General features: G+C 45.2%; 18 protein-coding genes. 14 read left to right on the forward strand and 4 right to left on the reverse strand.

Annotated features, from left to right (window positions below; genetic code table 11):
- Positions 1-240 precede the first annotated feature (240 nt).
- Together HMPREF9431_RS07230 and HMPREF9431_RS07235 are read left to right on the forward strand one after the other, a co-directional pair.
- Positions 241-2127: a DEAD/DEAH box helicase gene (locus HMPREF9431_RS07230; RefSeq protein ID WP_040561318.1), complete on the forward strand. Its 1887-nt coding sequence runs from the start codon at positions 241-243 to the stop codon at positions 2125-2127.
- A 198-nt stretch (positions 2128-2325) separates the two neighbouring features.
- On the forward strand, positions 2326-3450 hold the full coding sequence (locus HMPREF9431_RS07235; RefSeq protein WP_040561320.1) for a TlpA disulfide reductase family protein: 1125 nt from the start codon (positions 2326-2328) through the stop codon (positions 3448-3450).
- 101 nt (positions 3451-3551) lie between these two features.
- Here HMPREF9431_RS07235 and dusB read toward each other — a convergent pair whose 3' ends face one another.
- From dusB to HMPREF9431_RS07255, 4 genes are all read right to left on the reverse strand, one after another.
- On the reverse strand, positions 3552-4553 hold the full coding sequence (gene dusB, locus HMPREF9431_RS07240) for a tRNA dihydrouridine synthase DusB (protein ID WP_004380557.1): 1002 nt from the start codon (positions 4551-4553) through the stop codon (positions 3552-3554).
- A 68-nt stretch (positions 4554-4621) separates the two neighbouring features.
- Positions 4622-5755 (reverse strand): DNA-processing protein DprA, encoded by a 1134-nt coding sequence (gene dprA / locus HMPREF9431_RS07245; RefSeq protein WP_004380558.1) that lies wholly within the window; start codon positions 5753-5755, stop codon positions 4622-4624.
- Positions 5756-5759: 4 nt separating this feature from the next.
- Positions 5760-6179: an acyl-CoA thioesterase gene (locus HMPREF9431_RS07250; RefSeq protein ID WP_004380559.1), complete on the reverse strand. Its 420-nt coding sequence runs from the start codon at positions 6177-6179 to the stop codon at positions 5760-5762.
- Positions 6176-7531 (reverse strand): DUF2851 family protein, encoded by a 1356-nt coding sequence (locus HMPREF9431_RS07255; protein WP_004380560.1) that lies wholly within the window; start codon positions 7529-7531, stop codon positions 6176-6178. Before HMPREF9431_RS07255 ends, HMPREF9431_RS07250 begins: the two co-directional genes overlap by 4 nt.
- A 163-nt stretch (positions 7532-7694) precedes the next feature.
- Here HMPREF9431_RS07255 and dapB point away from each other — a divergent pair, with 163 nt between their 5' ends.
- From dapB to HMPREF9431_RS07310, 12 genes are all read left to right on the forward strand, one after another.
- Positions 7695-8450: a 4-hydroxy-tetrahydrodipicolinate reductase gene (gene dapB, locus HMPREF9431_RS07260; protein WP_004380561.1), complete on the forward strand. Its 756-nt coding sequence runs from the start codon at positions 7695-7697 to the stop codon at positions 8448-8450.
- Positions 8451-8456: 6 nt separating this feature from the next.
- Positions 8457-9905 (forward strand): signal peptidase I, encoded by a 1449-nt coding sequence (gene lepB / locus HMPREF9431_RS07265; RefSeq protein WP_004380562.1) that lies wholly within the window; start codon positions 8457-8459, stop codon positions 9903-9905.
- A 56-nt stretch (positions 9906-9961) separates the two neighbouring features.
- Positions 9962-10381 (forward strand): S26 family signal peptidase, encoded by a 420-nt coding sequence (locus tag HMPREF9431_RS07270; protein WP_004380563.1) that lies wholly within the window; start codon positions 9962-9964, stop codon positions 10379-10381.
- Between the two features lie 34 nt (positions 10382-10415).
- Positions 10416-11078, forward strand: coding sequence for a WbqC family protein (locus HMPREF9431_RS07275; RefSeq protein WP_004380564.1), 663 nt, complete (start codon positions 10416-10418; stop codon positions 11076-11078).
- 100 nt (positions 11079-11178) lie between these two features.
- Entirely contained in the window at positions 11179-11313 is a 135-nt protein-coding gene (locus tag HMPREF9431_RS12955) for a hypothetical protein (RefSeq protein ID WP_004380565.1), read from the forward strand.
- Between the two features lie 49 nt (positions 11314-11362).
- Complete coding sequence (locus HMPREF9431_RS07280; RefSeq protein ID WP_004380566.1) at positions 11363-11623, forward strand: DUF5053 domain-containing protein; 261 nt, start codon at positions 11363-11365, stop codon at positions 11621-11623.
- 197 nt (positions 11624-11820) lie between these two features.
- Positions 11821-12855, forward strand: coding sequence for a Holliday junction branch migration DNA helicase RuvB (ruvB, locus tag HMPREF9431_RS07285; RefSeq protein WP_040561427.1), 1035 nt, complete (start codon positions 11821-11823; stop codon positions 12853-12855).
- A gap of 609 nt (positions 12856-13464) precedes the next feature.
- On the forward strand, positions 13465-16506 hold the full coding sequence (locus HMPREF9431_RS07290) for a SusC/RagA family TonB-linked outer membrane protein (protein ID WP_004380569.1): 3042 nt from the start codon (positions 13465-13467) through the stop codon (positions 16504-16506).
- A gap of 12 nt (positions 16507-16518) precedes the next feature.
- Positions 16519-18048, forward strand: coding sequence for a RagB/SusD family nutrient uptake outer membrane protein (locus tag HMPREF9431_RS07295; protein ID WP_004380570.1), 1530 nt, complete (start codon positions 16519-16521; stop codon positions 18046-18048).
- Positions 18049-18246: 198 nt separating this feature from the next.
- Positions 18247-19788: an alpha-L-fucosidase gene (locus HMPREF9431_RS07300; protein WP_004380571.1), complete on the forward strand. Its 1542-nt coding sequence runs from the start codon at positions 18247-18249 to the stop codon at positions 19786-19788.
- A gap of 256 nt (positions 19789-20044) precedes the next feature.
- Positions 20045-23161, forward strand: coding sequence for a SusC/RagA family TonB-linked outer membrane protein (locus HMPREF9431_RS07305; protein ID WP_004380572.1), 3117 nt, complete (start codon positions 20045-20047; stop codon positions 23159-23161).
- 12 nt (positions 23162-23173) lie between these two features.
- Entirely contained in the window at positions 23174-24772 is a 1599-nt protein-coding gene (locus HMPREF9431_RS07310; RefSeq protein WP_004380573.1) for a SusD/RagB family nutrient-binding outer membrane lipoprotein, read from the forward strand.
- The last annotated feature ends 9 nt before the right edge of the window (positions 24773-24781 follow it).

Raw genomic sequence — 24781 nt, forward strand, 5'->3', positions numbered from 1 at the left:
GCTTGTACTACTGGATGTAAAGGCGTTTGATGATTGATTTATCACAATTTTGTGGTAAATAAAAGACATTTTTAGGGTGAAAACATAGGCCATATCGATGAAAAAGCCGTACCTTTGCCGCCAGCTTTAAGGAAGTTTGAGTGAGTATAAAGATAAATAAACTTCCATCACACCGAAGGATTATCGCCCTATGTTATGGTTAGGAGGGGCGCAAGAACCTTCAACATAACATACAACAATTTGAAAACATTTGAAGAATTGGGCGTGAACGAAAACATTCGACGCGCCATTGAAGAATTAGGTTTCGAACATCCGATGCCTGTTCAGGAAGAAGTCATCCCCTATTTGTTGGGCAACAAGAACGATGTCATTGCTTTAGCGCAAACGGGAACCGGCAAAACAGCAGCCTTTGGCTTACCCGTGTTGCAAAAGATTGACGCTGAAAATAAGGCTATCCAGGCCATCATCCTGAGTCCCACGCGTGAGCTTTGCGTGCAGATTGCCGACGATTTAAAAGATTTCAGCAAGTACATCAATGCACTTCATGTGGTAGCCGTGTATGGAGGCGCCGACATTCGCCCACAGATGAAGGCCATTAAGCATGGTGCACAGATCATTGTTGCTACGCCAGGGCGCTTGGTTGACTTGATTAATCGTGGCGTAATGGTGCTTGATGAAGTGAACAATGTGGTGCTCGACGAGGCCGATGAGATGCTTAACATGGGCTTTTCGGATAGTATCAACGCCATTTTTGAGCAGCTCCCCGACAACCGCAACACGTTGCTTTTCTCTGCAACGATGAGCCGCGACGTAGAGAAAGTGGCGAAAAGCTATTTGCATGACTATAAAGAAATTGTGGTAGGGAGCCGCAATGAAGGAGCCGAACACGTCAATCACATCTATTATTTGGTGCATTCGAAGGACAAATACTTAGCCCTCAAGCGCATTGTTGATTTCTATCCCCGCATTTTCGCCATCATTTTTTGCCGCACAAAGATTGAAACACAAGAGATAGCCGATAAACTTATCAAAGATGGTTATAATGCAGAAGCCTTGCATGGCGACCTAAGTCAGCAACAACGTGACCTCACTATGCAGAAGTTTCGGCAGCATCATGTGCAGTTTCTCGTGGCAACCGATGTGGCAGCACGCGGCTTAGATGTGAACGATTTAACGCATGTCATCAACTATGGTCTGCCCGATGATATAGAAAGCTATACACATCGTAGCGGAAGAACAGGGCGTGCGGGAAAGAAAGGAACATCAATCAGCATCATCCACATTAAGGAAAAGTGGAAAGTGAAGCAGATAGAGAAACAAATTGGAAAGGAGTTTATCGACGGAGAACTGCCAAAGCCCGAGGAAATCTGCAAGAAACAACTTTTCAAAGTGATGGACGATATCATGAAAACCGATGTTGATGAAGACCAGATAGCCCCCTATATGGCCGACATTATGCGCCAATTCGAATATGTTGATAAAGAGGATTTGATTAAGAAAATGGTAACGGTTACTTTCGGACGTTTTCTGGATTACTATGAGCATGCGCCCGAAATCGAGAAGCCTGTGATGGGGAAAAACGCCCGAGGTGAACGCGATGGCCAAAAGATGCGTGGGAAAGTCAGCAACGGACGACGCAAACATGAGGCCGAAGCGGGCTATAAACGGCTGTTTATCAATCTTGGAAAGAGCGATGGTTTCTACCCGGGTGAGATCATGCAATACATCAATAAGCACGTGCATGGGCGCCAAGATGTGGGGCATATTGACCTGCTTCAGAAATTTGCTTATATCGAAGTGCCCGAAGATGATGCCCGAAAGGTGATGAAAGCCCTCAACGGAACGACTTACAAAGGACGGGAAGTGAGATGCAACGATGCCGAAGAAGATGGACACGGGCGTAGCAATCGCAGCACATCGCGCAGCGAACGAGTGGGGAAAGTGGCACGAGGTGGAGGCCGAAAGGGAAAGAGCAACGACCAGAAAGGTGGCCGAACAAAAGCTAAACCCCAAGCCGATGAAACCGATTGGCGTAGTCTCATCAACGGGAAAGACTTCAAACTGAAAGGCGAAGAACCTGACTTTAGCGAAGAAGGATGGGCTCGACGCCGGCCCAAAAAGAAATAACACGGAAGCCTAACAGCGTGTTATGGCTTTCTAAAAGGCCTATAACCAGCGACCCTCCAAACGAAAAAAATATTAAATCGCACGGAAGGTTGCTTGTTATAGGCACTTTATTTTATAAATTTGCTCGCATAGAAACCATGACCTTTTTAATAAGATGTGGTTTCTGCTATCATAAATATCAACCAATATTCATCGATTATGAACAAAATGTTAATGGTTTCTGCCCTGCTCGCAGCCACACAAATGGCTCATGCAGCAAATGGAAACTTCACTATTAAAGCCAATTTAAAGAACTTTGGCGACTCGATTGTGGCCATCATTCCAGAAGGAGACGATTGCAAACGCGACACCATCATTGCAAAGAACGATAAGTTTACGGCAACTTTTGACATCAAAGAGCCTGCCCTAATTTATCTTCTTTCGATGCGAACCCTGCATCGTTTGGAGCGCAAGCAAATAGATTTGATAGCCATTCCCAATGAAACGGCTGAACTAACTGGCGATGCAACAACTCGTTTTGATATTGCAGGAAGTGCTTTTTATAAACAATATCAAGAGCTACACAAGGTGATAGAGCAAGCCGAAACGCCTATAGAGGAGCTTGGAGAATCGCTCAGCAAACGTTTAAAAGAGGGCGAAGACCGCAATAAAGTCATGGACGAATATGAGAAAAAGTCTGTTGAACTCGCTGAGAAGGAGCATGAGATGCTGACGCAATTCATCAAAACACATGCCGATTGGGATGCCAGTGCTGTGGCCATTGCGCACATGAGCGGTGAGAAAATGGAAGATGCTGTGGCGCTTTTGTCTAATCGTGTGAAGGCAGGTCGCATGAAAGCATTCTACGAAAAGCTGGTCAAAACTTACAAAGATGCCTTGGAAACGGAGAAAAAAGCAAAGGCTATACAGGCTTCAGGCGCAGTAGCTCCGGCGTTTACGCTCAACGATATTCATGGCAAACCGCTGTCACTTGCAAGTCTGCAAGGCAAGTATGTCGTGTTGGATTTCTGGGGATCGTGGTGCATTTGGTGCATCCGTGGCATTCCAGAGATGAAGAACTACTATCAGAAGTATGCCGGTAAGTTTGAGATTTTGGGTATCGATTGCAATGATGCCGAAGCAGAATGGAAAGAAGCCGTAAAGAAACATGAGATGCCATGGCTGCATGTTTACAATCCACGCGATAGCAAAGTGCTCTTAAACTATGGCATTCAAGGTTTCCCAACGAAGATTATTGTGGGGCCAGACGGCAAGATTGTGAAGACTTTTGTAGGCGAAGACCAGAGTTTCTATCAATATTTAGACGAGTTATTTGGTAAGTAAGCAACGGCCTTATCAAGCGAATATAAAACAACAGGCGAAGTTCTTGATGGAACTCCGCCTGTTGTTTTTGGTGTGATGACCAGTTATTTCACGTTATGGACTTAACCTTTGGCTTCATGGTTTGCCGACAAACGTGCTCGACACTCCTCTAAAATAGCGATTAAATCGTTGACCTTTGTCGCACGAAGCATCGCAATGCGTGTTTGCTTAAAGTCTGGAATGCCTTTAAAAATAGGGCTGGCTGCCAAATGACGTCGCGTGTGTAGGATGCCTCTTACCTCGTCTATGCGCGCCACATTGATGCGCAGTTGCTCTTCTAAAATATCAATCTTATCATCCATTGTGAGGTGTTTTGCCACCGAAGTTCCATCCAACGCATCGCGCATCTCACTGAAAATCCAGGGACAACCAAATGTTGCGCGCCCCACCATCACAGCATCTACTCCATAATCTTGAAAAGCACGCACCGCATCTGCACCCGAAGTGATGTCGCCATTGCCGATAATTGGAATATGGATGCGTGGATTTTGCTTCACGCGGCCTATCAAAGTCCAGTCGGCTTTGCCTGTATACATCTGTGCACGTGTACGTCCATGAATGGTTAATGCTTGTATGCCACAGTCCTGAAGCTGCTCACAAAGCGTTTCAATCACAAGGTTTTCAGCATCCCAACCTAAGCGAGTCTTCACCGTTACGGGTGTTTTCACGGCCTGAACCACACGCTTTGTAATCTCTAAAAGCAAGGGAATATTCTTCAACATGCCCGATCCGGCGCCCTTACCAGCAACCTTTTTCACCGGACAACCAAAGTTAAGGTCGATTACATCGGGATGGATTTCCTCCACAACACGTGCTGCTTCGACCATCGAATCAACGTCTCGTCCATAAATTTGCACACCAACCGGGCGCTCCTCAGCATTGATTTTCATCTTGTTGAGCGTTGATTGGATGTTGCGAATGATGGCATCTGCCGATACAAATTCGGTATAAACCATTGCCGCACCATAGCGTTTGCACAACATTCTGAAACCAATATCGGTCACATCCTCCATGGGAGCGAGGAAAAGGGGATGCTCACCAAACGTTAAAGAACCAATTTTCATGCGCGCAAAGTTACGATATTTTTCTGAAGTAAGCTGTGCTTAAGCCTGTCAAGCCCATCAAAAGAAGGCTAACACAGCAGGTGATAACACCCTCCGGGCAAGGCTTTTACCACCCCCTTCAGTTCTAATTGGAAAAGCAAACTGATGAGATGTGCCACAGGTTGCCCACTTCTTACGGTCAAAACATTAATTTGTTGGTCGTTATCTTTTGCCAAAAGGGTGACTAATTGCTGCTCTTCGGCCGTTAAATCAGGAAAGAGTTGTCGTTCTATTCCACGCTGTCTGGCATCCTGTATGCGTTGTTCTGTCTCCCAATTCATCGCCTGAACGAAGTCGAAAGCCGAAGTGATAAGTGCAGCTTTATTATCCCTTATTAAGGTGTTACAGCCCATACTATAAGGCATATTCACAGCACCTGGGAAGGCAAACACATCACGAAAATAGTCGTTAGCCAAGCGTGTTGTGATGCGACCACCGCCATATTCGGCACTTTCTACTAAGATACAAGCATCGCAAAGCCCTGCAACAATACGGTTACGACGAACGAAATTTTGCTTATCGGCATTGGTATGTGTGGCATATTCGGTCAGCAAACCGCCCTGATGCAGCATGGCTTGTGCCGTTTCTTGGTGCACACGAGGATAAATTTGGTCTAATCCATGTGCCAGAACGGCAACGGTTTCAAAGTCATTTTGCAGTGCTTGGCGATGCGCTTGGATATCGATTCCATAGGCTAATCCACTCACAACTAACGTATTGGGGCACAAACGACGCAGCTCTGCCATAAAGTTTCGCACCAAATCCTGCCCATAAGTCGTGCAATGCCGTGTGCCAACCATGCTCAAAACATGCGTTTGATTGAGCGAAGCCGTACCTTGATAGAACAACACTAAGGGCGCATCCGGACATTCTGCCAAGCGTTTTGGATAACGTTCATCATGTAAACACAACACTTCTACATGGTTTTTAGCAGCCCAAGCCAATTCATCTTCAGCCCATCGGCGCACAGAATCGCCCCCTCGGAGTAATTCAATGAGCCGTGAAGGCGCATCAGGAAGGATCGAACGAATATCCTTTCGATGCTCCATAATCGCCGTAGCCGTCCCCATACGCCGATATAACTCGAGCATTCCAGCCAGACTATAGAACCCAATGCGTGAGAGAATGAGGGTGTTGAGCACCTCTTGTTGATTGGCTATCATCGTGCTATTCTCCGTCGTTAGCTTGAATAAAAGGGGCAAATGCACGGTCGTAATCCTCGCTTAACCCCAACTTTCCATGAATTAAGCACACCAATTCAACCGTAGCATGGAAGCAAAGTCGCTCGTCACTCGCCCGAAAAATATCATGTGTAAAGACATAACGGATGCCATTCTTTTGCAAATTCATGCGCGAAATGAACTCATCATCGCAACGAAGAGGTGTCTTATAAGCCAAATTCATACGGGCAACAACCGCGTCAACTCCCTTCTCATGCATCTGAACAAAGCTCAGTCCTGCATGTTTTAAAAAGCGATGACGCGTGTGTTCTGTGTAATGTAAGTAGTTGGCATTGTTCACAATCCCTTCGATGTCACACTCATAATCGCGCACTTCCATACGCGTTTCATAAACATATTTCTTCATTTTATTATTGTATGAGATGCTGTTTGCACAGCATTCGTTGTTACATGCTCTGTTAAAGTCGTGCGTTTGAGATACTCATATCCAATGCGACAACGCAGACACTCACGCTTATCGCAATATTCATTCTTTAATTGTATCAACGCTTGTGCGTCACCTGCGTGCTCAATAGCCAATCCACAAGCCCGCCATAACCGCACAATGTGATTGTCTTCGGCCTTTAATTGCTCGAAAAAAGAGAAGCAACGGCCTACATATTCCTCCCTGCCTAAATAGCGACCATAGGCAAAAAGCACGGGAATGGCCGTGTTAATCACCAGCAATAAGAGCGAATGGGGAGAGAGTTTCTTCTCACATTCCTTACTCAACACACCAAAAGTGTAATGTGTTTTCCAGTAAGTTGTCACATCGGTTTGCAACAAATTACCAACCGATTCCACAGTAAGACAATCGGTTAACAGACTCAATTCGGTGCGCCGTTGATAATAAAGATTTGCTAATTGTGCCAATCGAATGTGAGGAAAATTCTGGGGTCTTAGCCGCAGAAAACGCCATAAATGATAGTCAATGGGCACCAAATTAAACTTGTGTTGCAAATAAAGATACTCCTTTTTGAGTCTTAAAAAATAGCCTTCATCAAGCGTTTGCTGACGATAACGATTGGGAATTGCCTCCTCACAAAGCAGTCCAGCTTGCCCTAAAAACAAAGCTTCGAGCTGGAAAAGGTTGTCACGATGGTGGGCAATCTGTTGCAAAGGAAGATGCAATGCCCACGTTTCAAACGTGTCACTATTCACACCAAAGCCAAAATTTCGTGCTAAAGTAGCAAAATAAGCCGCCTCCCATGACCCATTATTTTGTGCTAAACGCTGCAAGATGGCACGCTCTTTTTGAGCCAATCGCTCTACTTGAAGCGCATTCATCCAGCCGTGAATCATCAGACTACTCAGCTGAGGAATCACCCGATAGCAAGGTGGATATTCGGCCGTATGCCGCAGCGTATCATAGGATTGCCGCAACAAGGGAGGAATAGGTAGGACAAATTGCGGAATCAGACGTCCCTGATGGTCATACAATTCTGCATCCGTCATTTCGCAAACATGCAAAATAACATTGTCATAATGCGCATCTTTATCGTGCCCATGAGCATACCAATCGCTCGATTTCACATGCAATTCCACATTTCCCACCCACAAAATGCCATCAATTTTCACTTTAGCGTTGAAGAAATCGGGTCCTGCATGCCGATTATGCAAGCCCACATCAATCACTTCTAACGCCTGTCCTTGATGGGTTTTCAGCGTAGAAAGCGGAAATATCTTATGCTTCCAAGCATAGTGAATCAACTCTTCCATGATGGTTTCTAAGGGTTATTGGTTGTCACAAAAATACAAAAAAAATGATAACATTCATGCTTTTTCAAGAGATTTGCTACAAAAGCCCATAAAAATCAACCAATAAATTCGTAACTTTGCCCCATATATCCTCATAGAAACAACTGATAAAAAGCATTTAAACATGAAGATAGCTTTGATTGGATATGGAAAAATGGGACACATGATTGAAGAGATTGCCTGGCAAAGGGGACATGAAATTGTGTGTATCATTGACGTCAATAATCCCGAAGACTTCGATTCTGAAGCCTTTTCAAGCGCCGATGTAGCCATCGAATTCACCAATCCCACCGCTGCTTATGGTAATTATTTGAAGGCTTTCAAGCATCATGTGAAAGTCGTTAGCGGCTCAACGGGATGGATGAAAGACCACAAAGCCGATGTAGAAGCGCTCACAAAAGATGGTCAGCAAACCCTCTTTTGGGCCAGTAACTTCTCGATTGGAGTCGCCATCTTTGAGGCTGTGAACCGCTATTTGGCAAAAATCATGAATGGATTTCCACAATATGATGTCACCATGGAGGAGGTTCATCATGTCCATAAGCTTGATGCTCCTTCGGGAACGGCCATCACCTTAGCCGAAGAAATCATCGAAAACCTTGATAGAAAGACCGAGTGGGTGAAAGGATTTCAACACCATGCCGACGGAAAAGAAGAGGGAACGAATGCTGTTTCACCTGAAAAGCTGCCGATAGCCAGCATCCGTCGCGACGAAGTTCCGGGCATTCACAGCATTCAATACAACAGCGATGCCGATGCAATTACCATCACTCACGACGCACACAACCGCAAAGGATTTGCTTTGGGCGCTGTGCTCGCGGCCGAATATACAAAAGATCATACTGGATTGCTCACCACAAGCGACCTGTTTAAATTCTAAACTCTCATGATAGATAAAGAAAAAGCAAAGTTAAACCCACGGGTTCAGTGGACAAAATTCGTCATCGCCATCATCGCCTATCTGCTCTTTTTATACTGGGTTGGTAGTTGGTGGGGGCTGCTTGTCGTTCCGTTTATCTTCGATGTGTACATCACTAAGAAGATCAGATGGCAGTGGTGGAAAGACAGTGAAGGCCCCACACGCTTCATTATGAGTTGGGTTGATGCCCTTGTCTTTGCCTTAGTGGCGGTTTATTTCATCAACCTTTTCTTCTTTCAAAACTTCGTTATCCCCTCAAGCTCATTAGAAAAGAGCCTCCTCACGGGCGATTATCTCTTCGTGAGCAAGGTGAGTTATGGACCAAGAATTCCTGAAACGCCACTCACAATGCCACTCACTCAGCACACTTTACCGGTGATTAACACCAAAAGTTATATTGAATGGCCTCATTGGGACTACCGAAGAGTGAAGGGGTTGGGCAACGTAAAGCTTAACGATATTGTCGTGTTCAACTTCCCGGCCGGCGACACTTTAGTTGCAGCTGAGCAGTATCAGCAGAGCGATTACTATACTTTGATTCACAGCATTGGCCGGCAAATTGCCGAATCAAATGGTGCATCAACTCCCGATTTGAAGTTGATGAACCCGGTGGAACAGCGCGATTATCTGCTCCATATCGATGCTTTAGGGCGCCGTTATGTGTCAGCCCATCCCGAAGAATATGGCGAAGTGTTTACCCGTCCCACCGATAGACGCGAGAACTATGTCAAGCGTTGCGTGGGATTGCCTGGACAAACCTTGCAAATCAAAAACCGCATTGTCTACTTAAATGGCAAGGCCAACAAGGAACCCGACAATGTCCAATACACCTATTATGTGAAGTTAAAGCAACCATTACCCACAGAACTGACCGATGAATTGGGCATTTCCAACGAGGATATGGCTTCACTTTCGCAATATGGTTATCTGCCTTTGACGAAAAAAGCCGTGATGGCCTTAGCTAAGCATAAAGACCTCGTGGTAAGCATCAAGCTCAACACCGATGCACAAACGGGCGATTTATATCCACTTGATGGCTATACGGGTTGGACAAGAGATAATTATGGTCCGATATGGATACCGAAAAAAGGTGTCACTGTGGAACTGAACATGAAGAATATCGCGCTCTATGAGCGTCCTATTCGCGCGTATGAGCACAACGATTTAACGATAAAGAATGGACAAATCTACATCAATGGACGACTCGCTCACACCTATAAATTCAAGATGGATTACTATTGGATGATGGGCGATAACCGCCACAACAGTGCCGATTCGCGCTATTGGGGCTTCGTTCCCGAAGATCATATTGTCGGTAAGCCCATCTTCATTTGGTGGAGCAAGAACCCCGACTATTCGGGCTTTAAGGGCGTTCGATGGAGCCGTTTGTTCAATATTGTCGACCACATTAAGTAAAATCATTCATCCCACCACGCTGCATCTCTGTCCTTTCGCCTGCGAACAACGACACGATGCAGCGTGATTTTTTTAATATGCAGCAACTTCGTGCATGGTGTTTCAGTATCGGTGTGGGGCTTGTTCTGTCGCTCTTGGTCAGAGCTTTCGTCTTCCCCATCTACCAAGTGCCTGCCCATGCGCTGTTGAAACAAGGCGATTGCGTCGTCGTCAACAAGCTCGCTCGAAAAGATTTTCAACGTGGACAACTCATTGTTTTCGGGAAAACACCCAACGAAATAGGCCGCATCAAGGCACTACCCGGTGATACTCTCCGCATCAGACAGCAACGTTACGTCATCCCTGCCACCTGCTGCAAACGCTGTTTGTGTACTGATTGCCACACCTTCTTAGTGCAAACGGGCAACGGCTACCGACTCATTCAGCAACATCAAATCATCGGTAAGGCCTATTGGCTTTATCATCTTCCGTTCTAACGCATCACAACCCACCACTTTTCAAACGCAGCCTATGGTTCAGAACGACACCGTTCTCCTCAGTTCTACTTATTTTGGCCCCATTCAATGGTACCAAAAAATCAATCGCTATCCGCAGGTTTGGATAGAACAGCACGAGCATTTCGTCAAACAAACCTACCGTAACCGCTGCATCATTCCCACCACCAACGGCCCACAAGCACTGAGCATTCCCGTAACTTGCCCTGACAACCGGCAGCTTTCCAAAACTCCTTTCCGCGACATTCGCATCGCCGATCATGGGAATTGGCGACACATCCATTGGAATGCCCTATGCTCGGCATACGGTGAAAGCCCGTTTTTTGAATATTATCAAGACGACATCCGCCCATTTTTTGAAAAGAAATGGGACTTTCTCATCGACTTTAATCATGCCATTATGATGTGCATGCTCAACTTGTTGGATATCGAAAGACACCCCCAATACACCGCTTCATTCCAACCTTTACCACCCAAAGAAGCGGCGATGGCACTCGATACCACCCCTGAAAGAACCGATTTCCGTAACAGCATCCGCCCTAAACACCCCGAAAACGACCCTACGTTTGTTGCAAAACCCTACTACCAGGTGTATCAACAAAAAATAGGTTTCCAACCCAACATGAGCATTCTCGACCTGCTTTTCAACGAAGGTAACGAGGCGGTGCTGTGGTTATAGTGAATATTTTTCTCTGCAAAAATCCATAAAAAAGGGGCTATTTCATGTTAGTACGATTTTTTTCACTATCTTTGTAGGGTTCATCTAAAGAAGAAGCTACATGCTAAAAGAAATTACAGAACAGGAAAATGAGCTTATCGAAGCAATTAGAAACTTTCAACGTGCCTACCCAAACGGGGCTAAAGAATTAAAAAGACACGCAAAGAAAGAATTTGATAAGATGATTTACAGATAAGATAGTCTCATCATCCACAGCATGAATCGGGAGAATAAAAGAATTGAATATGGAACAGACAACAACATTTGAAAAGAAACTTACGATGTATCAACAATTAGCTGACATCGATGAAAACATCTCATGGGGTGCACTTGCAAAGGAATATTTCAACAAGTCGGCATCATGGTTTTACCACAAAATGGATGGCGTAGATGGAAATCGAAAGCCAACAGAATTTAATCTCGAGGAGCGTAAGTTGCTTAAAGGGGCACTATGTGACCTTGCTGAACGCATACGTCGTGCGGCTGATCGCATAGAAACCATTTAGACCTGATGCAGTGATGCTTGCTGTTTCATCACAAAGCAAGTTGCAGCCTTCAGGTGTAAGCATTTGAAAGCATGATAAGAGGGTGTGCCATGGAGGCACACCTCTTTGTGTTTTTAGCTTCGAGGGTACCTCGTTTTTTACCCTTTCGTTTGCCTATTCGCCCCTTTTCCGTTACCTTTGCAGAAATTAAAACAGGCATGTCTGAAGATTTCGATATAAGAGAAGAGACGCTTTCCAACGCCGAACGCGACTTTGAAAATGCTTTGCGACCGCTGAAATTTAGCGATTTCAACGGACAAAAGAAGGTGGTTGAGAACTTAGAGATATTTGTTGAGGCCGCCAAATACCGCAGAGAGCCGCTCGACCACACCCTCCTTTATGGGCCACCGGGCTTGGGAAAAACCACGTTGAGCAACATCATTGCCAACGAATTGGGCGTGGGCTTCAAGCTGACCAGTGGTCCGGTGCTTGATAAACCGGGCGATTTGGCCGGCATTCTCACGTCGTTAGAACCCAACGATGTGCTGTTTATCGACGAGATTCATCGCCTTTCGCCCGTCGTAGAGGAATACCTTTATTCGGCGATGGAGGACTATCGCATCGATATTATGATAGACAAAGGCCCTTCGGCACGCTCTATTCAGTTAGACTTAAACCCCTTTACGCTCATCGGAGCCACAACTCGAAGCGGCATGCTCACCGCCCCTTTACGCGCCCGTTTCGGCATCAATATGCACTTAGAATATTATGATCCCGACACGTTGCAGCGCATTATCCAGCGCTCGGCCATGCTCTTGAAAGTGCCGATAGAGAGAGATGCCGCTGTAGAAATCAGCCGAAGGAGCCGCGGAACGCCCCGCATCGCCAACGCTTTGCTGCGCCGTGTGCGCGACTTCGCACAGGTAAAGGGCAACGGAACCATCACCCATGACATCGCACAATTAGGGCTTCAGTCGCTCAACATCGACGAATATGGGCTCGATGAAATCGACAATAAAATTCTTTTAACCATCATCGACAAGTTCAAGGGTGGCCCTGTGGGCGTGAGTACCATTGCTACGGCCATTGGAGAAGATGCAGGAACCGTGGAAGATGTTTACGAACCTTTTCTCATTATGGAAGGCTTTATCAAACGAACACCACGCGGACGCATGGCAACCACCTTGGCTTATGAACACCTTGGACGCAACCGCTACGAAGGAAACCTCATGCATCCCGACCTCTTTGAATAGGCTTCTGATAAGAGAGGCATAGGGGAGAGAAAATAAAAGGGTATAGATGGTTTCAGAATCGCATGCAAATTACCCCGTAAAAGCTATGGAATTACCCCATAAAGTGGCTTACTTTGCGCTGTAATTCCATAGCTTTTATGCTGTATAGCTTTCTTAAAAGGTGCATATTCACCTTTCACATCATCCCAATGGGGCGTTCGTGTCTGTCCCGATTTCGTTTGCTTGTCAAGCAAATGAACTGTCACCTTATCGAAAAAGTAGCAGACTATGCTAAGCGAAGATAACGTGCAAAATGCCGATATGCAAACAAAAGATGAAGAGGAGCCCATGGAAGTGATGTATGATGATGGGGTAGACGGTTCAAAGATGGGGTGGGGTTTAAACTAATAAAATAACATTCAAAGCTCCATTTTGTTTACGAAAGTGCTTACTTTAGGGTTGTTTCTTTGTTAAAATGATAGTTTTTTGCCAAAATGTTTGGTGGTTTTTTATACATTCATTAACTTTGCACGCCGGATAACAAAACTATCATGAAATAAGATTGTAGCATTACTTTTTTTAAAAGTGATTTTTGTTCATTCCTAAGTTAAATTTTAAAAGAGAAAGATTATGGGAAAAAGACTCTGTCTGTTTCTGGCAGTGCTATTCGTAAGTGTAGGGATAGCGTTCGCGCAAACACAGGTAAACGGAACCGTTATCTCGTCAGAAGACGGTGAACCCGTTGTGGGTGCATCGGTGGTTGTGGTGGGAACAAAGACGGGAACCGTGACCGATGTCGATGGAAAATTCAGCCTCAATGTGCCTACCGGCAGTAAGATTACAGTGAACTACATTGGTATGCAATCGCAGACTGTTGTGGCAAAAGCCAACATGAAGATAACGATGAAGGCTGAGGCTAAAGCGTTAGAAGAAGTCATTGTAACAGGTTATGGCAACGTAAAGAAATCGTCTTTTACGGGTTCCGCAGCGACAATGAACACCAAAGGACTTGAAGATGTCCCCGTTGTATCGGTAGAAGACAAATTAGCCGGTGGTGTTTCGGGTGTAACGATTACGTCAAAATCGAGTTCTCCCGGCGGAACAAGCAGCATTCGCATTCGCGGAATGGGTTCTATCAATGCGGGAAACGATCCGCTTATCGTGATTGATGGTACACCCGTAAACTCAGGTAACCTCAGTGAATTTGACTATTCTTCTGCAGGAACAAACATTCTTTCGACCATCAATAGTAATGATATTGAGAGCATGACCGTCATTAAAGATGCTGCAGCTGCTTCACTTTATGGGTCGCGTGCAGCCAATGGCGTTATCGTTATCACGACCAAAAGCGGAAAAACCGGTAAGACTCAGGTTGACTTCCGCAGCGATTGGGGCTTCTCCAACATGGCTATCAACTATCGTCCTCAGCTCAATGGCGATGACCGCCGCGCAGTATTGCTCAAAGGTTTAGAGAATTATTACCGCTACAACCAAGGGCAAACGGCTGCACAAGCTGCTGCTTCGGCTGCCGGTGACATTGATGACTATGCGCCACTTCCTGGCAAAGGACAGACCTGGACCGATTGGAAAAAGTTGCTTTTCCGCACAGGTCATCACCAAAACTATCAGGCAAGTGTCTCGGGAGGTAGTGAAAGCACGCGCTTTTATGCTTCATTGGCCTACACCAATCAAGATGGTATCGTGGCTAATACGGGGTTAAAACGTTATACAGGTAATGCCAACCTCACCCATAAGTTTGGGCATTTCAATGTAGATGTGACCACTTTGTTCTCAAAGATGAAACAAAGCTTAGCCAATGAAGGTAACTCTTACATTGCACCTACCATTAACTATGCTTTCCTTCAGAACCCATCTACACGCCCATTTGACAACAAAGGCGGTTATAATATGAAGATTGGGCGTGTGCAACGCAACCCGCTTTACGAGCAATTACACAACAGCGACGTGAACAATGTCATTCGTTCGTTGAACACTTTAAAACTGACTTGGCACATTTGGGATGGGCTTAGCGCCAGTGGTAAATTGGCTTATGACTATACAGCTGGTACAGAAGATGTGCTTTGGGATCGCTATTCGGGCGATGGTGGCAGCGTGAACGGTTCGTTACAACGCTTGAAGAACGAAATCAGGCAGCTGAATTCGCAATTCCAATTGAACTACATCAAGTCGTTTGGCTTGCACAATGTGGATGCTTTAGTAGGCTATGAGACCGAGAATTTCCAGTATGGTTATGATTTTATAAAGGCACAAGACTACCCGGGTGAGCTTTATGAGATAGGCAATGCGGGTACAACGAATGCAAGTTCTAACAAATCGCAGTCCAAATTGCTGTCTTACTTAGGACGTGTGAATTACAACTATAACAACCGTTACTATGCAAGTGTCAGCTATCGCCGCGATGGTAGTTCGCGATTGAGTAAAGATAACCGCTGGGGTGACTTTTGGTCGTTATCGGGTTCATGGCGTTTTGGCGAAGAAAAGTTCATGGAACCGGTGAATGGTGTAGTCACTGATGGGAAACTTCGCTTGTCGTATGGTGTGAATGGTACGCAACCTTCCTCATACTATGGTTATTTAAACACCTATAGCTATGGCGAATTCTACAATGGTGTGTCGGGTATTGGTATCGTAGGTGTAGCCAACCCTGATTTGAAATGGGAGAAAAATGAGACTTTCAACGTAGGGTTAGACTTGACATTCTTGGAGAAATATAACCTGACGTTTGACTATTACACGCGCACGACATCAGATTTGATTTACAACATGCCTATCTCTTCTGTCCCAGGCTATTATGGTACGTCTTATCAAACCGTTATGCCTACCAACATAGGTTCGCTGAGAAACAACGGTTTTGAGCTTACCTTGTCGGCGAATTGGCTGAACAAGAAAGATTTTTCTTGGACATCTACGCTCAATATGGCGCACAACAGTAACAAAGTGGTTAAGCTCAACGGTTCGGACAGGGTGATGGACAATGCTAACACCGTGTTGGTTCACCAGGTAGGTTCACCTTATTATTCTTATTATGGTTATGAATATGCAGGCGTTGATCCACAAACCGGTAAGGAACTTTATTATATAAATGATGGCACAGCCAATGCCCGCAACACGACAACGGATGTAAACAAGGCGCAAAGAGTGGTTATTGGTAACAACCAAGCGGCTTTACAAGGTGGTATTTCGAACACCATGCGCTGGAAATTCATCGACTTTGGCTTTACTTTCACCTATCAACTTGGGGGTGATGCCTTTGACTATACCCATTGGCAAGAGTCAAACGGTGGTTCAGACCTGTATTTAGGAACGGTTCCGGCCTACTATAAGTTGAGCGATATGTGGACCGGTCCCGGAGACACACGTGCAAAATTGCCTAAGTTTCAATATGGAAGCGTATATCAATATTCATCGCGTTGGTTGATGCCTTTGGACTATTTACGGTTGAAGAATCTATCATTAGGCTTCTCGGCTCCACAGCAATATCTCCGCCCATTGGGCCTCAATAAGGCACGTATTTATTTCTCTGCATCCAACCTTCTCACGTTTAAATCAGAGAAGTTGCGGGTTGATCCGGAAGTACCTGTTAATGGTATTGCAATTTTCGAAACACCAAACTTGCGTACATTCACCTTTGGTGTAGAACTTGGTTTTTAAAAAAGAATGGTTATGAAGATTAGAACATTAATATATAATATAGGTATTGGTGCAGTTCTTACAACAGGATTGACCGCTTGTGGTAGTGACTGGTTAGACGTATCTCCCAGCGATGGTGTGCCGGCCGATGGTGCATTAAAGAATAGTGCCACATTAGAAAGTGCGCGTGTGGGGTTGTATAAAGCGCTCAAAGGCACTTCGGACATGTCTGACTATTATGGAAGAAACATGTTTGTTTATGGTGAAGTGCGTGGTGAAGACATGCAACACAGCATCTATGGCAGTAACAGAGCCGACTTTTATTACAAGATGGAATATAGCACAGCGAATGACTTCTCGCGCGGAAATTCTGTGTGGCAGTCTCCTTATGTCGTTGTAAGCCGTGCCAACCGCATTATAGAAGCCAACAATTTGATCGATGCTTCATCAAATGCTGCCACCATTAATCGCATCAAGGCAGAGGCTCGTGTGTTGCGTGCCTTAGCTATTTTCGATGTTACCCGCGTCTATGGCAAACCCTATTTGCAGGATAACGGTGCATCGTGGGGCGCAGCTTTATCCACGCAAACACTAAATCCTGCGGCAAAGGTGAAGCGTAGTACCGTTGCAGAATGTTATACGTTCGTGGAAAATGAATTAAAGGCTGTCATTGCATCGGGCGCTTTATCGACCGAAAAGACTGAGGGTTATGTGAATCAATGGTTTGCAAAGGGACTGTTGTCACGTGTCTATTTAACAAAGGGAGACTATGCCAATGCATTGACATTAGCGAAAGATGTTATTGACAACTCGCCCTATCAGCTTTGGACTCGTGACCAATATGTGCATGCTTGGTATAAAGATGATGCGGCACATGGCAACGAAATGCTGTTTGAAATTGCCGTTACCGGGTTTAATGACTGGAATGATCGTGAAGGTTATCCTTACTTAGTGACCGAAGATACAGACAAAGGACCTTCGGGTTATGGTGACATGGTTATCACAAAAGCCTTTTCAGATGCATTGCTTTCAGATGCTAACGACATCAGAAATAACATCGTTTCGGCTCCCACGTCACAGAAAGTTGTTGATGCGAACACATTCCTTGGCCGTAAAGTCTATTTGCGTAAATTCATAGGTTCGACCACACAAACCGATCCTCGCTATTCAAATGTTCCCTTGATGCGGCTGTCTGAGGTGTATTTAAATGCTGCTGAGGCTGCTTTTAAATTAGGTAATACGACAGATGCTGCAACCTATTTGAATGCCATTATTAGTCATAGGACGACCAGCGCAACAACGGTTACAGCAAGTTCTATCACGGCTGACCGCATTTATATGGAGCGCCGAAAGGAATTAGTGGGCGAAGGACACCGCTATTTCGATGCATTACGCAGAGGAGAGACCATCACTCGCTATACCAATGCAACAAATCAAGGATGGCACCAAGTATTAAATGCCGACGTACAATCTTTTAATACGTGGACATTTAAAAAGGAACTTCCTTTAATTCCTTCTATGGAACTGAATGGAAATGATATTCAACAGAATCCGTCCTATTGATTTTTTTGTGCACGGATAGGCTGTGCATGTGAGGGAAATATGATAAAAAGGCCGTCCTTTGTGGGCGGTCTTTTTATGGTTTTATGGGGCGTTTATGCACTAAGCGTAAAAGATTTTTCGTAAAGTATTGCATTTTTTCTGAATAAATACTTAATTTTGCAGCCAACAACTAAATACGAAGATAAGAACAAAGAGACTATGGAGCAGGAACAAGCTATGCACCACTATACAGTAAAGCGATGGATAGGAATGTTGTGTTTGGGTAGTTTGTACACCTTGATGTCGGCACAGGTGAGCAACAGTGTTGCTATTTTGCCTACCGATACACCCGAAAAGATTATTGAAAAGGCGGCCAACGTGCGCCCTTCTGACCGACAATTCCGCTGGCAACGGCAAGAATTGACGGCTTTTCTGCATTTCGGCATGAACACTTTCACAGGAAAGGAATGGGGAGATGGCAAGACTCCCGCTGCAACCTTTAATCCTTCGGGGCTTGATGCCGACCAATGGATTAAAGAGTTAAAAGCAGCTGGGTTTAAAAGTGCTATTCTCACGTGTAAGCATCACGATGGGTTTTGCTTGTGGCCATCAGCCTATACCGACTACAGTGTGAAGCAATCGCCTTGGGAAAACGGGCAAGGTGACGTGGTGAAAGCTGTGAGTGATGCCTGCAAAAAATATGGAATGGGCTTTGGAGTGTATCTCTCTCCATGGGACAGGAACTCTGCTTTATATGGGACAGACGCTTACAATGATTACTTTGTAAACCAACTCACCGAATTGTTGACGCACTATGGTGCTGTGAACGAGGTGTGGTTTGATGGTGCCTGCGGTGAAGGTCCGAACGGAAAGAAACAAACTTATGACTTTGTTCGTTGGTATCGGCTCATTCGAAAGCTGCAACCCGAGGCCGTTATTGCTGTGATGGGGCCTGATGTGCGTTGGGTTGGTACTGAAACAGGGCGTGGAAGAGACACCGAATGGAGTGTGGTTCCGATGAATAACCTTGACCAAACGGCGATTATGGCCAACTCACAACAGGAGCAATTACATCAACCTGCGGGGGACATGCGTGGGCAAGATTTGGGCAGTCGGCACGTGATTATGGATGCCAAGGCATTGGTTTGGTATCCTGCAGAGACCGATGTGTCGATTCGTCCGGGCTGGTTTTACCATCCAGATCAAGATAACAAGGTGAAGACACCTAAAGAATTGATGGATATTTACTTTACTTCGGTGGGGAAAAACGGCGTATTGTTGCTCAATGTTCCACCCAATAAGGCGGGGCGATTTGCTGAAGCCGACGTGAACAGTCTGCGTGGATTTGCACAACTCCAACAACAGATTTTCGGACACAACCTGCTGAAACATGCTGCGGTAATGTGTAAGACGATTGCAGGAAAAGGTGCTACTGTCGTGGATAACAACTATGATACGAGTTGTGAACCGAAAGCCATTCAAGGTAAGGCTACCTTTATATTTACCACACCCCAACCGATTTCTTTTAATGTGTTGTCGGTGCAAGAGGATATTCGCAAAGGACAACGTGTGGAGAAATTCAGCTTATCTTACCTGGATGTGCAGGGAAAATGGCAAAAGATTGCTACAGGAACAACCGTTGGACATAAGCGATTGCTGTCGTTCCCGGAGGTAAAGGCGAAGAAAATAAAGCTCACGATTGACGAAAGTCGTGGCATACCGACCATAGCCGAGATAGGACTTTATCGGCAGTCACCATAAAGACGTGCCTCCACATGCGATGAAAGCCCGCTGAAAAATCTATGAAAAGAGGTTTTGGCGGCTATTGATGTTGGGCAACATCAGCAGGGAATGTAGGATATAGGAATAAATTGTTTTCAAGGATGAGATGAATATCGAAACAAAAAATATAGCTTATTAGATTATAAAATCAGATGGAGTAAATAGTATTTCACCATGCGTGACAAAGTATCTATTTAGGATAAGGATTACAACAAAAATAAAAATCAACATTAGAATGAAAAAGGGAAAACTCTTTCCGTTGAGCGTTCTCTTCCTAACCTGTTGCAGTTTGCAAGCTGCCGCAGGAGGGAATCTGACAACAAATCCGGCGCCTGCTACTGCTTTATCAGCGATGCAGAGCGTGAGAGCGCAACAAGCAAGTGGTAATGTTAAGATTACCGGAACCATTGTTGACAACACAGGAGAACCTGCTATTGGTGCAACTGTGCGTGTAAAGAATGGGCAACATGGCATAGTGTCTGACATTGATGGTAAGTTTATGATTGATGTCCCGAAGGGAAGTACACTCGTTGTGAGTTATATTGGTATGCAAACGCAAGAGGTGAAGGTTGAAAATGCACGCGACCTTCACATCACCATGCAGCCTACTGCACGCCAAATTGATGAGGTTGTGGTAACCGCTTTGGGTATTAAACGCTCGGAAAAAGCATTGAGTTACAATGTGCAAAAGGTTGGAAGCGACCAGCTTACCAACGTGAAGAACGTGAACTTTGTGAACAGTTTGAATGGTGCTGTGGCCGGAGTGAATATCAATGCGTCGACAGCTGGTGTAGGAGGACCGACCCGTGTAGTTATGCGTGGTACGAAATCTATCACTGGTGGCAACAATGTTCTTTATGTGATTGATGGTGTTCCCATGCTCAATAAGAGTGGTGGTGATATTGGTGGCGGCCGTTATTCGAGCCAACCCAGTGGCGAAGGTATTGCGGATATTAACCCCGACGACATCGAAAGCATCAGCGTTTTGACAGGTCCTTCTTCGGCAGCTCTCTATGGTTCGGCCGCCGCTAATGGTGTTATCATGATCAATACGAAACGCGGTACGGAAGGAAAGGTGAGAGTTGCTGTGTCAAGCAGTATGGAGTTTTCAAATCCTTTTATCTTGCCTAAGTTCCAAAACACCTATGGTAACAAGGCAGGATCATTCTATAGCTGGGGCGACCGGTTGGCAACTCCGTCTTCATATAACCCAAAAGATTTCTTCAACACGGGGCATAACTACATCAATTCGGTGACGTTGACAACGGGAACCAAGACCAACAAGACCTATATCTCGGTTGCAACAACGAATGCTACGGGTATATTGCCCAACAATAAATATAACCGTTATAACTTCACCGCACGCAATACGAGTGATTTTCTCAACAACAAACTGCACTTAGATGTTAGCGGAAGCTATATTATCCAGAACACACAGAACATGTATCGCCCTGGAGAATACTACAATCCACTAACAGCTGCCTATCTGTTCCCACGTGGAGAGGACTGGTCTGCGGTAGCGTTGTATAAGCGTTATGATGCTTCTCGAAAGCTGGCTACGCAGTATTGGCCCTATGGTGACCAAGGAATGCAGCTGCAAAATCCTTATTTCATCGTGAATGATATGATGACACCAACGAACCGTAAGCGCTACATGTTTATGAGTAGCTTGAAATATGACATTCTTTCTTGGTTGAATGTAACGGGACGTGTGCGTGTTGATAACACCAATACCGAGTCAGAAAGCCGTTTCCATGCATCTGGACAGGGACTCCTTTACGCAGGAACTCATGGCAATGGTATATACAATCATTCCATGGGTAGTGACCAACAAACCTACTTAGACTTTATGTTTAACCTCGACAAGAGCTTCGGAAAAGACTATCGTTTGACGGCAAACTTTGGTGCAAGTTTGGAAGATTATCGTTCGAGCAGCGTTGGCTTTGGTGGCCCGATATTGAAGGTTCCCAACCTTTTCTCATCGGCTGCACTCGATCCTGCTAACACACGTGCGAACGATTCAGAATTCCGTAAACGCGGAACAGCTATCTTTGCCAGTGCAGAGTTGTCGTGGAAGGATATGCTTTACTTGTCTTTGACGGGGCGTAATGACTGGAGTTCGCTCTTAGTGAATGCGAAAGAACCCTCGTTCTTCTATCCATCTGTGGGCTTATCGGCCATCGTTAGCAAAATGGTTAAATTGCCAGAGGCTATCTCTTTCATGAAGGTGAGAAGCTCATTTACCGAAGTAGGCTCTCCTATTCCTGATCGTTATCGTGGTGTGACACGCGGAACCATCACCTATCCTATCGTAGATGGCATTCCTTCTATTCGCACCATTCTGCCTTTCTATGACTTTAAAGCAGAGCGTACCCGCTCATACGAGTTGGGTTTAGACTTGAGAATGTTCAATAGTAAGCTCAATTTTGACCTCACATGGTATCATTCAAATACTTATAATCAGACTTTCTTGGCAGAGCTTTCTGCAACATCTCCTTACACGGGTATGTATATTCAAGCAGGTGATATTGCGAACTCTGGTGTGGAAATGTCGTTGGCTTACAACGATCATATCGGCGGTGTTGACTTTGAATCACGCCTCATCTATAGCCGTAATGTGAACAAAGTGAAGAAGTTAGTGCACAACTATAACACGGGAATTGACGGTAAGATTATCAACTTTACAGAGACATCGGCCGGCGGAGGCTATATTCGTGAAGGCGATCGCATGGGAGATGTGTATATAACGAAAGTGTTGAAGCGTGATGCAACAGGCAAGATTGCCGTTGGTGCTGATGGTAGTCTCTCGTCAATGGATTTGCCAAATGGTGAGCGTTTGCGCATAGGTAATACCAATCCCGACTTCAATATGGGCTGGAGAAACAGCATTTCGTGGAAGGGAGTGAACCTTTCGTTCCTCATTAATGCACGTGTTGGTGGCATTGTTACTTCTGCAACGCAGGCCGTTCTCGACCAATTCGGTGTGTCACAAGCATCTGCTGAAGCACGTGATCGTGGTTATGTTGAGTTGGCTGGCGGCTTAAAAGTTGACCCACAGAAATATTATGAGGTGGTTGCCAATCAGCAATTATTGGGCTATTACTATTATAATGCAACCAATGTGCGTTTGCAAAATATCAGTCTTAGCTACACCTTACCGCGCACTTTGCTGGGACAAGATTGGCCAAGTGTCACGGTTGGTTTCATTGCCAACAATCTTTGGATGATTTATAACAAGGCTCCTTTCGACCCAGAGATTGCTGCTTCAACAGGAACATACGGTCAAGGAAGCGACTATTTCAGTGCACCAAGCTTAAGAAACATTGGTTTCAGCTTGAAACTCAACTTCTAAAAAATGACGATTATGAAACAAAAAATTTATTCAATACTGTGTGTGTCGGCATTAGCTACGACACTCTTCACTGCTTGTCAAGCTGACTTTGAGGACATAAACCGTGACCATCGTCAGCCCACGGAAGCACAATTAGAGCAAGACAACCTTAATGTTGGCGGCTTTGTAACGGCATTCGAGGAGAATATCTTCCCTGTAGGAGCCTCCGGTACAGGCTATGTGAACGACTATCAGATACCTTATACCCTCGGAGGTGCATGTTGGATTGGTTACATGGCGCCCGCAGCTAACAAGTGGGTTGGACGTGGCTTCCCCAGTTTTGCTTTGAAACCCTGGAGCCAATATACTTATAATGTGATGGCCGGAAAAGCTTTTCGTAATTGGTTTGACGTGAAAAAGCGCACAACAAACGATCCCGAAGGCTTTGCTGTTGCACAGATTATCAAGATTGCTGCTGTGCATAAGGCCACAGATACCTTCGGTCCTATTCCTTATACCAAGGCAGGTCAAGAAGGATCCACCGAGGCAGAATATGACGCTCAAGAGGATATTTACAAGGCAATGCTGAAAGAGTTGGATGAATCGGTGCAGGCTTTGGCCAACGGTGGACATGATGTTTTCCCGAAATATGATATTATCTACGAAGGGAACTACACCAAATGGTGCAAATTTGCAAACTCTTTGATGCTGCGTTTAGCGATGCGTGTGGTCTATGCTAATCCCACATTGGCACAGCAATATGCAGAGAAAGCCATCAATAATCCATACGGAGTGATAGAATCTACACGCGATGCAGCTCAGTTATCCAAAGGAGCAGGCGTGTCTTTGCGCAATCCTTTGGTTATCATCAATGGCAGTTATAATGATGTTCGCATGGGTGCTGAGATCTCATCTTACCTCAAAGGCTACAACGATCCACGTATTGCCAGCTACTTTGTGAAAGCAAAAAACAATGGCATTGAGGGATATTATGCCGTTCGAACAAATATTCCGACAACCGATGACTATTTGGATAAAGCCAAATCATCCTCACTTAACGTGCAAGATGGCACACCTATCTACATCATGAAGGCATCAGAAGTCTATTTCCTTCGTGCTGAAGGTGCCCTCCGTGGCTGGAATATGGGTGGCGGAACGGCCCAATCTTATTATGAGAAGGGTATTGCAACTTCTTTCGAAGAGAATGATTTGAGTGCATCACAAGCAGCAGCCTATGCGGCAAACAGCACGGCTACTCCAGCAAATTTCGTTGATGCCTTGCACTCAGAATACGATACTCCTGCCACATCTACCATCACCATCAAATGGGAAACAGGAGCAACAAACTTCGAACGCAACTTAGAACGTATCATCACGCAGAAGTATCTTGCCATCTATCCCGATGGACAAGAAGCATGGTCAGAGTATCGTCGCACGGGTTATCCCCGCATTTTCCCCGCCGTACTGACGGCTACAGATTGCGATGTTGATGGCGATCTTCGCCCAACGCGCATTCCTTATTCAAATGATGAGTACATTAAGAATCTGGCGAATGTGAAGAAAGCTGTTCAATTACTCCATGGAGCAGACAACGGTGCAACCCGTCTTTGGTGGGATAAAAAGGTTAAATAACAATTAAAG

Origin of the sequence: Segatella oulorum F0390 (assembly GCF_000224615.1) — a bacterium.
Taxonomy (GTDB): Bacteria; Bacteroidota; Bacteroidia; order Bacteroidales; family Bacteroidaceae; genus Prevotella; species Prevotella oulorum.